We start from the raw sequence: 9,612 nt of genomic DNA, 5'->3' as shown, positions 1-9,612 counted from the left end.
GGGCACCACCGTCCCGGCCACCGCCACGCCGGTCGCGTCCGGTCCGATCGGCGGGAGCGGGGTGGCCGCCCTGCCCGGACGGTCGCTGCTGCGGCTCGGTCCGGCCAGCGTGCAGATCCGCCGCCGCTCGGTGCTGGTCGCCGCCGTCCTGGTCACGCTGCTGCTGGTCGCCGGGGTGCTCAGCCTCTCCCTCGGCACCCCCTACGTCGCCCCGGCCGACGTGCTCAACGCGCTCTCCGGCGCCGGCACCCCGTACGACCGGGTGGTGCTCGACCTGCGGCTGCCCCGGCTGGTGCTGGCCGCCGCGGCGGGCGCGGCGTTCGGGGTCGCCGGCACGCTGATCCAGAGCGTGGCCCGCAACCCGCTGGCCAGTCCCGACGTCATCGGCGTCACGCAGGGCGCGGGCCTCGCCGCGACGGTGGGGCTGACCAGTGGGGTGGCCGCGGTGCTGGTGGCCCCCGCGGCGCTGGTCGGCGCGCTGGTGGCCGCGGCGCTGCTGTTCGCCCTCGGCGCCCGGCACGGGCTGGCCGCGCAGCGGTTCGTGCTCGCCGGCGTGGCGGTCGCCTTCGCGTTGCGGGCGCTCACCGAGGTGGTCATGCTCACCGCCGACCCGATCGACGGGCTGCGGGCGCAGATCTGGCTGATCGGCACCCTCGCCGGCAAGGGCTGGACCGAGACTCTCTGGATCGCCATCACCCTGCTCGCGCTCCTGCCGGTGCTGGCCTGGGCCGGCTGGGCGCTGAACAGCTCGGCGCTGGACGACGACACCGCCCGCGGCATCGGGCTGCGCCCGGTGGCCCGCCGGATCGGGCTCGCCGGCACCGGCGTGCTCGTCGCCGCGATGGTCACCGCCCAGGTCGGCGCGGTCGACTTCGTCGCCCTCGTCGCGCCGCAGCTGGCCCGGCGGCTGGTCCGGGCCGAACGCCCGCCGCTGGTCTGCGCCGCACTGCTCGGGGCGGTGCTGCTGGTGCTGGCCGACCTGGCCGGCCGGCGGCTCTTCGCCCCCACCCAGCTGCCCGCCGGCGTGCTGACCGCGGCGATCGGCGGCCCCTACCTGATGTTCCTGTTGCTGCGCGGCCGCCGGAGGTCCTCGTGACGCCGGCCGCGCTTCCCGGCCGCTGCCTCCCCGCCGAGCTGGTGGGCGCGGGTGGCGTCGGTTCCTCGTTCGCCGACCCCGCCAAGGAGGCGTGATGCTCTCCACCCGCGACCTGGTCGCCGGTTACGACGAGCGGACAGTGCTCGACGGGCTCGACCTCGAGCTGCCCGCCGACGCCTTCACGGTGATCGTCGGTCCGAACGCCTGCGGCAAGTCGACCCTGCTGCGCACCCTGGCCCGCCTGCTCACTCCGCGCCGGGGCGCGGTGCTGCTCGACGGCAGCGCCATCCGGGAGCTGCCCACCCGCGAGGTCGCCCGGCGGCTCGGCGTGCTGCCGCAGAGCCCGCTGGTGCCCGAGGGGGTCACCGTCGCCGACCTGGTCGGCCGGGGCCGGCAGCCGTACCAGCGCTGGTGGCGGCAGTGGTCGGAGCAGGACAGCGCCGCGGTCGACCGGGCGATGGTCCTGGCCGACGTCGCCGAGTTGGCGGACCGGCCGGTGGACACCCTCTCGGGTGGGCAGCGGCAGCGGGTCTGGATCGCCATGACCCTGGCCCAGGACACCGAGGCACTGCTGCTCGACGAGCCGACCACCTTCCTCGACCTGGCCCACCAGGTGGAGGTGCTCGACCTGCTGCACCGGCTGCGCGCCGAGCGGGGCCGCACCGTCGTCGCCGTGCTGCACGATCTCAACCAGGCCGCCCGCTACGCCGACCACCTGATCGCCATGCGGGCCGGCGCGGTCGTGGCCGCCGGCCCGCCGCGCGAGATCCTCACCGCGGACCTGGTCCGCGACGTCTTCGGGCTCGACTGCGTCGTCGTGCCCTGCCCGGTGAGCGGGGCGCCGCTGGTGGTGCCCGCGCTCACCGTGCCGTCGCTCGTCACGGCCACCCCCGGCGCGTCCGACGGCGTCCCGGCGGATGCCGGCGCGTCCGACGGCGTCCCGGCCGGGCCGGCGGCGTCCGCCGAACCGGCTGGCTCCACCCCGGCGAGTCCGACCGCTCCGGTCGCCCGCCCCTCCGCCGGCGACGGGACCAGCCCGCTCGCCGGCTCGTACCCCTCGAAAGGAATCTGATGCGTCGTCTCGTCGCCGCCCTCGCCGCGGCCGTCGCCCTCGGCGTCGGCCTCACCGCCTGCGGTGAGAGCGACCCGGTCGCCGGCACCACCACCGGGGAGACCCGGGAGATCACCCACGCCATGGGCACCACCAAGGTGCCAGCCGAGCCGAAGCGGGTCGTCGTGCTCGACACCGACAAGATCGACACCGCGCTCTCGCTCGGTGTCACGCCGGTCGGTGCCGCCACCGCCTCGGCGGCCAGGAGCTGGCCGACCTACTTCGGCGAGGACAAGCTGGCCGGCATCAAGGAGGTCGGGGTGCTCACCGAGCCCGACCTGGAGGCGATCAACGCCCTGAAGCCGGACCTCATCCTGGGCAGCAAGTTCCGGCAGGAGAAGTTCTACGACGAGCTGGCGGCCATCGCGCCGACCGTCTTCACCGAGAAGGTGGGCATCACCTGGAAGGAGAACTTCCTCCTCGACGGTAATGCGCTCGGTAAGGAGCAGCAGGCCAAGGACCTGCTGGCCGCGTACGAGACCCGGGCCAGGGAGTTCGGCGCCAAGCTCGGCGACGCCGCCAGCCGCAAGGTCTCCATCGTCCGCTTCATGCCGACCGAGATCCGGGTGTACGGGCCGGACTCGTTCTCCGGCATCGTGATCGGCGACACCGGCCTGGGCCGCCCGGAGCGGCAGCTGCTCACCGGCAAGGAGGACCGGCGGATGGACCGGGTGAGTCCGGAGCGGATCGGCGAGGTCGACGGTGACGTCATCTTCGTGACCGCCTACGGCGAGAAGGCCGCCGCCGAGCAGGCCAAGGTCACCGGGGGAACGCTCTGGAAGGGCCTGTCGGCGGTCAAGGCCGGCAAGGCGCACGTCGTCTCGGATGAGATCTGGATGACCGGCATCGGCGTCGGCGCCGCCAACAAGATCCTCGACGACCTGGAGAAGTACCTCTCCGCCTGAGAAGTCCTCCGCCTGGTCCGGGGGACCGGGTGAACCGCAGTGGGGCCGCACCCTCCCGGGTGCGGCCTCACTTGCTGCCGGGTCAGGCCCGGCCGGCGGGGACCGGCTCGGCGGCTCGGCGGCGGCCGGCCAGCAGGTGGTCGACGCTGAACCGGCCGGCCCCGACGGCCGCCAGCAGCAGGCTGGCCGCGCCGAGGGTGAGGACCAGCTCGTAGCCGCCCTTGTCGACGAACAGGCCGTTGCCGGCGTGCACGAAGATGAACGCGCCGAGCATGTGCAGCGCGAGCAGGACGCCGGCGATCGGGACGGCCGCACCGAGGATCAGCGCCGCGCCGCCGAGCAGCTCGACCCCCGTGGCGAACCACGCGGCCACGGTCGGCAGCGGCACGCCGACCTGGTCGAAGAAGGCGGCGGTCCCGTCGACGCCGTTGGTGACCAGCTTCTGCCAGCCGTGGGCGAAGAAGACGATGCCGACGCCGATCCGGGCGAGCAGCATCGCGACATCACGGACGGTAGCGGGCAGGGTCATGGTTCTGCTCCTCATGCTGGTTGGGTTGCCGAACGGCCGGTCGACCAGCGGTCGGGCGACGCGCCGTGTCACGGATGGGCCGGACGCGACGCGACCAGCCGACGGAGCGCCGCACAGGATGCCCGGTCTCCGTCCGCCGGGCTCCCGATCCGTGCCGTCGGCGACCACGGTACCGACAGATGGTTGAATGCTCAACTTTTGACGGGAGAGATTTTGTCGACTTGTTGACCGGACGGGCTCCCGTACGGCGACGCGCCGCCCCCTGGGTGATGCCGGAGGCGGCGCGTCTGGCTGTGGCGGCGAACTGTCGGTGCGACGGGTGGGGTTGTCAGGCGGCGGTGGCCCAGATCGCCTGGAAGGCGGCCGCCTCGCCGGCCAGCCAACGCTCGATCTGTTCGGGCCGGGCGTCGGCGGGCATCCGGTGGGTCTCGCCCCGGCGCACGTCGACCAGAACCGGATCGGCGTGCGGGAGGATCGCGTCCATGTGCCGGGCCATCAGGTGCAGGGTGGCGAGCACCGCCTCCTCGCTGGGCGGGGTGTCGTCGAAGTGCAGCCGGACGGCTTCGGCGCGGCCATCGGCGTACCGTACGCCGAAGTGTGGGTTGATCTTGACGGGCAGGTCGCCGAGCATGGCGAGCGCGTCGCGGGTCTGGGCCAGGTCGACGGCCTTCGGCTCGCCGAGGGAGCGCAGCCAGGCGGTCGCGCCCGGCACCAGCGCCTGGTAGAGCGGACGCCAGCGGGGCTTGACCACGTCGACCACCTGGTCGAGGTGCGTGCCGCCGGTGTGAAAGGCGATGTCGGCCTTGAGCGCCTTGACGAACTGGCCGTGCGGGTTGAACCCGGAGCGGCTGGCCCGCTGCTTGCGCAGCCCGCCGACGAAGGTGGCCTTGGTGGGGCCGGTGCGGTCGACGTAGCGAGTGAAGCCGAGCAGCGTCGCGTACGGCGTGAGGGGGGTGGAGGCGGGCGCGGTCACGGGCGTCCTCCCAGGTCAGAGGCTCGATTAGTACATACATTCTAATCGACGGTCCTGACATCGCCCAGGGAAGAAAAAGGGCCGCCCGGGCATCCCGGGCGGCCCTTGGAAAGAAAGACCTACAGCTGCCCGACCGAGGTGATCCGGACCACCGCGGCGCCCACCTCGTCAGAGGCGGCGAGGTCGACCTCGGCGCTGATGCCCCAGTCATGGTCGCCCTCGGGGTCGTCCAGGATCTGCCGCACGGTCCAGCGCTCCCGGCCCTGCTCGATCATGAGCAGCGCCGGCCCGCGCGCGTCCGGCCCGGTTCCGATCGAGTCGTGGGAGTCGAAGTACGGGTCCAGCGCGTCGGCCCAGGCGTCGGCGTCCCAACCGTCGCGGGCGTCGAGTTCGCCGAGCAGATCCCAGCGGCGCAGGGCGGCCAGTTCGACGCGGCGGAACAGCGCGTTGCGCACCAGCACCCGGAACGCCCGGGCGTTGCGGGTCACCGCCGGCGGCCGCTCGTCCAGCGAGGAGGCCACCTCGGCCACGTCGGACGGGTTGCGCAGCCGCTCCCACTCGTCGATCAGGCTGGAGTCGACCTGGCGGACCAGTTCGCCCAGCCACTCGATCAGGTCGACCAACTCCTCGGTCTTGGCGTCCTCGGGCACGGTCTGCCGCAACGTCTTGAACGCGTCGGCGAGGTACCGCAGCACCAGGCCCTCCGAGCGAGACAGCCCGTAGAACTGCACGTACTCGGTGAAGGTCATCGCCCGCTCGTACATGTCCCGGACCACCGACTTGGGGGAGAGCTGGTGGTCGGCGACCCAGGGGTGCCCCTGCCGGTACATCTCGTACGCCGACTCCAGCAGCTCGGCGAGGGGCTTGGGCCAGGTCACCTCGTCGAGCAGTTCGAGCCGTGCCTCGTACTCGACGCCCTCGGCCTTCATCACGGCGACCGCCTCACCGCGGGCCTTGAACTGCTGCGCGGAGAGCACCTGGCGCGGGTCGTCGAGGATCGACTCGACCACCGAGAGCACGTCGAGGGCGTACGAGGGGGACTCGACGTCGAGCAGCTCGATCGTCGCGAGGGCGAGCGGCGACAGCGGCTGGTTCAGCGCGAAGTCGAGCTGGAGGTCGACGGTGAGGCGCACCCGCCGGCCGGTCTCGTCCGGCTCGGGCAGCTCCTCGACCACCCCGCCGGCCCGCAACGCCCGGTAGATCGCGATGGCCCGGCGGATGTGCCGCCGCTGGGCGGCGCGGTCCTCGTGGTTGTCGGTGAGCAGGTGTCGCATCGCGGTGAACGCGTCGCCGGGGCGGCCGATCACGTTGAGCAGCATCGAGTGGCTGACCTGGAAGCTGGAGGTGAGCGGCTCCGGTTCGGCCGCCACCAGGCGCTCGAAGGTGGGCTGACCCCAGCCGATCGAGCCCTCCGGCGGCTTCTTCTTGACCACCTTGCGCCGCTTCTTCGGATCGTCACCGGCTTTGGCGAGCGCCTTCTCGTTGTCGATCACGTGCTCGGGGGCCTGTACCACCACCCGTCCGACGGTGTCGAACCCGGCCCGGCCGGCCCGCCCGGCGATCTGGTGGAACTCGCGGGCCTTGAGCAGGCGGGTGCGGGTGCCGTCGTACTTGGACAGGCCGGTGAAGAGCACGGTGCGGATCGGCACGTTGATGCCGACGCCGAGGGTGTCGGTGCCGCAGATGACCTTGAGCAGGCCGGCCTGGGCGAGGGTCTCCACCAGCCGCCGGTACTTGGGCAGCATGCCGGCGTGGTGCACGCCGATGCCGTGCCGGACCAGCCGCGACAGGGTCTTGCCGAAGCCGGAGGTGAACCGGAAGTTCCCGATCGCCGTGGCGATCATGTCCTTCTCGGCCCGGGTGCAGACGTTGACGCTCATCAGCGCCTGGGCGCGTTCCAGTGCGGCGGCCTGGGTGAAGTGCACGACGTAGACCGGGGCCTGCTTCGTCTCCAGCAGTTCCTCGAGGGTCTCGTGCAGCGGCGTCATCGCGTACGAGAAGAGCAGCGGGACCGGCCGCTCGGCCGAGCGGACGACGGCGGTCGGCCGACCGGTGCGCCGGGTCAGGTCGTCGACGAAGCGGGTGGTGTCGCCGAGCGTGGCGGACATCAGGACGAACTGGGCCTGCGGCAGCTCGATCAGCGGGACCTGCCACGCCCAGCCACGGTCCGGCTCGGCGTAGAAGTGGAACTCATCCATGATCACCTGGCCGACGTCGGCCCGGTCGCCCTCCCGCAGCGCGAGGTTGGCCAGGATCTCGGCGGTGCAGCAGATGATCGGGGCGTCGGCGTTGACGCTCGCGTCGCCGGTCAGCATGCCGACGTTGTCGGCGCCGAAGACCTCGCAGAGCGCGAAGAACTTCTCCGACACCAGGGCCTTGATCGGCGCGGTGTAAAAGGTGGTCCGGTCGTCGGCCAGGGCCGTGAAGTGCGCCGCGACCGCCACCAGGCTCTTGCCGGAGCCGGTCGGCGTGTTCATGATCACGTTGGCGCCGGAGACGATCTCGATGACCGCCTCCTCCTGGTGGGGGTAGAGGTCGAGGCCGCGCTCCTTCGCCCAGCCGGCGAACGCGTCGTAGAGGGTGTCGGGGTCGGCGCTGGTCGGCAGCGCGGCGGTGAGCGTCATAGCGTGTCCATGGTGCCTGGATCATGGCCCTGCGCGCCAACCGGGCCCACGGCCGCCGCCCGGGTCCGGGCGGCGCGCGGCGCCGGTCGGCCATCCCCGCGACGGCCCGCCCGGTGGCGCGCCCCGCGGCCCCTCCCAGGGGTACGCCCCGCCGGGTCAGCGCCGGTGGTGTGTCAGGTCGAAGATCGGGCGCCCGGCGGCGAGGGCACGGCGCTCGAACCGGGTGACCGGACGGTGCGCGGGGCGGGGTGCGAAGCCGTCGTGGGCGTTGACCAGCCCCGGGTCGGCGTCCAGGGTCTGCCGCATCGACTCCGCGTACTCGGCCCAGTCGGTGGCGCAGTGCAGGGTGCCGCCGGGGGCGAGCCGGGAGCGCAGCAGCGCCACGTGTGCCGGCTGGATCAACCGCCGCTTGTGGTGCCGGGCCTTGGGCCAAGGGTCCGGGAAGAATACGTGCACCGCGGCCAGCGAGCCGGCCGGCAGCAGGTCGACCAGCTCCAGCGCGTCGCCCCGGGCCACCCGCACGTTGCGCAGCCCCTGCCGGTCCACCAGGTCCAGCAGGTTACCGATTCCGGGCGTGTGCACCTCGACCGCCAGATAGTCTCGATCCGGGTCGGCGGCGGCCATCGCGGCGGTGGTCTCACCCATGCCGGAGCCGATCTCAAGGACCAGTGGGGCCTGGCGGCCGAACAGGCTGGCCGGGTCGACGGGCACGGTGAGATCGTCCGGGACGCGCAGGCCGTGGACCGGCCAGAGCTTCTCCAGCGCCTCCGCCTGGCGGCCGCTCATCCGGCCACGGCGCGGGTGGAAGGTACGGATCGCCCGGGCAGCGGGCGTAGGGGCGGCGGCGGGGAAGTCGGTGAAGGTCACAGCGATCCGAGCGTACGCGACGACCGCGCCGCATCGGATGTGATGTACGACCGGGGATGAGAGGATCCATCCCGTACGGCAGACCGGGTGTCTGGTGTTGCCCGGCGCTGCCCTGTGCGCCGGGAGGGGGCGTGGTGTCGGTGACCCGCGGTGGTCTGGCGCTGGCGATCACGGCCGTGATCGCCGGCCCGCCGCTCGTGGCGGGCCCGGCCGGCGCCGCACCCGTGCCGGCCGCGGCCACCGGGTCGACGGTGGCCGGGTGGCGGGCGGCTGCGGCGCCGCAGCCCGGGGTGCCGGGCCCGAACGTGTTCGTCGAGGTGAGCCCGAGCACCGTGGAGCCGGGCTTCCTGGTTGGCATCAAAGCCAGCTGCCGGGACAACTCCGTCCCGGCGATCGTGGTCTCGGACGCCTTCGGGCGGGTGCAGGCGCAGCCGCACCGCGGGGTGCTCACTGCCAAGCCGATGGTGCGGGAGCGCACCCGGCCCGGCAACTACCGGGTCAAGCTGGAGTGCCGGGACGGCGAGACCGCCTCGACCATGCTCCAGGTGGTGAAGGCGGTGAAACCCAGCCGCGGCCCGGCCACCGGGTTCGGCGGGGGTGCCGGCGGTGCCACCGGCGGGCTGCTGCTCCCCGGCGGGCTCGCGTTGACCCTCACCGGCCTGGTCCTCGCCGTGGTCGCGTCGCGCCGGCCCCGCACCGTCCGCGGCGCCGCCCGACGCTGAGCCCGAGCATGGTCGCCCCGCCCGCCTCGAAGCCGGCCCCCGCAGCGGCCCGCCGGCCGGGGGCGTCCGGGCGCGGGCCCTGGACGGTGCCGCTGGCCGTGGTGCTGGTGCTGGTCGGGGTCTTCGCCACCGGCGCGGGGCTGGGCCGCACGGTCGGCCCGTTCGACTGGGCCGTGACCGCCGGCGACCGGGCGGCCCGCGGCGACGGAGCGCTGAAGGCCAGCCGGCCGGTGCGCCTCAGCGTGCCCGCGATCGAGGTGTCCGCTCCGGTGGAACCGGTCGGCCAGGCCCGGGACGGGTCGATCGACGTCCCGCCGCTGGACCGGCACCACGAGACCGGCTGGTACGACCGCGGGCCGACCCCGGGTGAGCCGGGTCCCGCCGTCATCGTCGGGCACGTCGACACCAAGGACGGCCCGTCGGTCTTCTACGACCTGCACCGGCTGCGGCCCGGCGACACCATCGAGGTGACCCGGGCCGACCGCTCGGTGGTGGTGTTCAAGGTCGACACGGTGGAGCGTTTCCCCAAGGACCGGTTGCCCGCGGAGCGGATCTACGGCGACGAAGGGCCCGCCGGCCTGCGCCTGATCACCTGCGGTGGCGACTGGATCGGCGGCCGCGCCGGCTACGCCGACAACGTCATCGCCTTCGCCACCCTCCAATCCTCGCGTACCTCCTGACCCGACCACGCCCGTCTCCCCCGGCGTTGATCATGAAGCTGTTGCCCTCGGAAGTCGATGCCGGCAGCAGCATCTTCATGATCAACCGGAGGGGCGGGTCAGGGG

At 73.3% G+C, this 9,612-nt stretch carries 8 protein-coding genes and 1 pseudogene; 5 read left to right on the top strand and 4 right to left on the bottom strand.

Annotated features, from left to right (window positions below; all coding sequences use genetic code 11):
* Nucleotides 1-61 precede the first annotated feature (61 nt).
* The 3 genes and pseudogenes from C1I99_RS24590 (at nt 62) to C1I99_RS24580 (ending at nt 3,112) form a co-directional block, all read left to right on the top strand.
* Nucleotides 62-1,096, top strand: a complete 1,035-nt coding sequence (locus C1I99_RS24590) for a FecCD family ABC transporter permease (RefSeq protein WP_233512691.1) — start codon at nt 62-64, stop codon at nt 1,094-1,096.
* Nucleotides 1,097-1,190: 94 nt separating this feature from the next.
* Nucleotides 1,191-1,955: pseudogene (locus tag C1I99_RS24585) on the top strand (ABC transporter ATP-binding protein); the annotation flags it as partial.
* Between the two features lie 212 nt (nt 1,956-2,167).
* Nucleotides 2,168-3,112 (top strand): ABC transporter substrate-binding protein, encoded by a 945-nt coding sequence (locus C1I99_RS24580; protein ID WP_111136566.1) that lies wholly within the window; start codon nt 2,168-2,170, stop codon nt 3,110-3,112.
* 82 nt (nt 3,113-3,194) lie between these two features.
* Here the strand turns inward: C1I99_RS24580 and C1I99_RS24575 are convergent, their stop codons facing one another.
* The 4 genes from C1I99_RS24575 to trmB form a co-directional block, all read right to left on the bottom strand.
* Entirely contained in the window at nt 3,195-3,641 is a 447-nt protein-coding gene (locus C1I99_RS24575) for a DoxX family protein (RefSeq protein WP_233512690.1), read from the bottom strand.
* Nucleotides 3,642-3,969: 328 nt separating this feature from the next.
* A complete protein-coding gene (locus tag C1I99_RS24570) occupies nt 3,970-4,614 on the bottom strand; it encodes a hypothetical protein (protein ID WP_111136565.1) in 645 nt (214 codons plus the stop codon).
* A gap of 119 nt (nt 4,615-4,733) precedes the next feature.
* Nucleotides 4,734-7,238 (bottom strand): DEAD/DEAH box helicase, encoded by a 2,505-nt coding sequence (locus C1I99_RS24565; RefSeq protein WP_111136564.1) that lies wholly within the window; start codon nt 7,236-7,238, stop codon nt 4,734-4,736.
* Nucleotides 7,239-7,394: 156 nt separating this feature from the next.
* On the bottom strand, nt 7,395-8,105 hold the full coding sequence (gene trmB / locus C1I99_RS24560; protein ID WP_111136563.1) for a tRNA (guanosine(46)-N7)-methyltransferase TrmB: 711 nt from the start codon (nt 8,103-8,105) through the stop codon (nt 7,395-7,397).
* Between the two features lie 131 nt (nt 8,106-8,236).
* On the opposite strand from trmB, the gene C1I99_RS24555 reads away from it, so the two are divergent.
* Both C1I99_RS24555 and C1I99_RS24550 read left to right on the top strand, forming a co-directional pair.
* Nucleotides 8,237-8,827 carry a hypothetical protein gene (locus tag C1I99_RS24555; RefSeq protein WP_438941442.1) on the top strand — a complete coding sequence of 197 codons (591 nt, stop codon included), beginning with the start codon at nt 8,237-8,239 and terminating at the stop codon, nt 8,825-8,827.
* An 8-nt stretch (nt 8,828-8,835) separates the two neighbouring features.
* A complete protein-coding gene (locus tag C1I99_RS24550; RefSeq protein WP_111136562.1) occupies nt 8,836-9,507 on the top strand; it encodes a class F sortase in 672 nt (223 codons plus the stop codon).
* The last annotated feature ends 105 nt before the right edge of the window (nt 9,508-9,612 follow it).

The organism is Micromonospora deserti, from assembly GCF_003236335.1.
Classification (GTDB): domain Bacteria; phylum Actinomycetota; class Actinomycetes; order Mycobacteriales; family Micromonosporaceae; genus Micromonospora; species Micromonospora deserti.
Note: the sequence above shows the minus strand (reverse complement) of the source record. Positions and strands in the feature narration are given on the sequence as shown.

Excerpts from the sequence above, each read along its gene's own strand:
- C1I99_RS24580 (WP_111136566.1), top strand. The coding sequence starts at position 2,168 with ATGCGTCGTCTCGTCGCCGCCCTCGCCGCGGCCGTCGCCCTCGGCGTC.
- C1I99_RS24575 (WP_233512690.1), bottom strand. The coding sequence starts at position 3,641 with ATGACCCTGCCCGCTACCGTCCGTGATGTCGCGATGCTGCTCGCCCGG.
- C1I99_RS24565 (WP_111136564.1), bottom strand. The coding sequence starts at position 7,238 with ATGACGCTCACCGCCGCGCTGCCGACCAGCGCCGACCCCGACACCCTC.
- C1I99_RS24550 (WP_111136562.1), top strand. The coding sequence starts at position 8,836 with ATGGTCGCCCCGCCCGCCTCGAAGCCGGCCCCCGCAGCGGCCCGCCGG.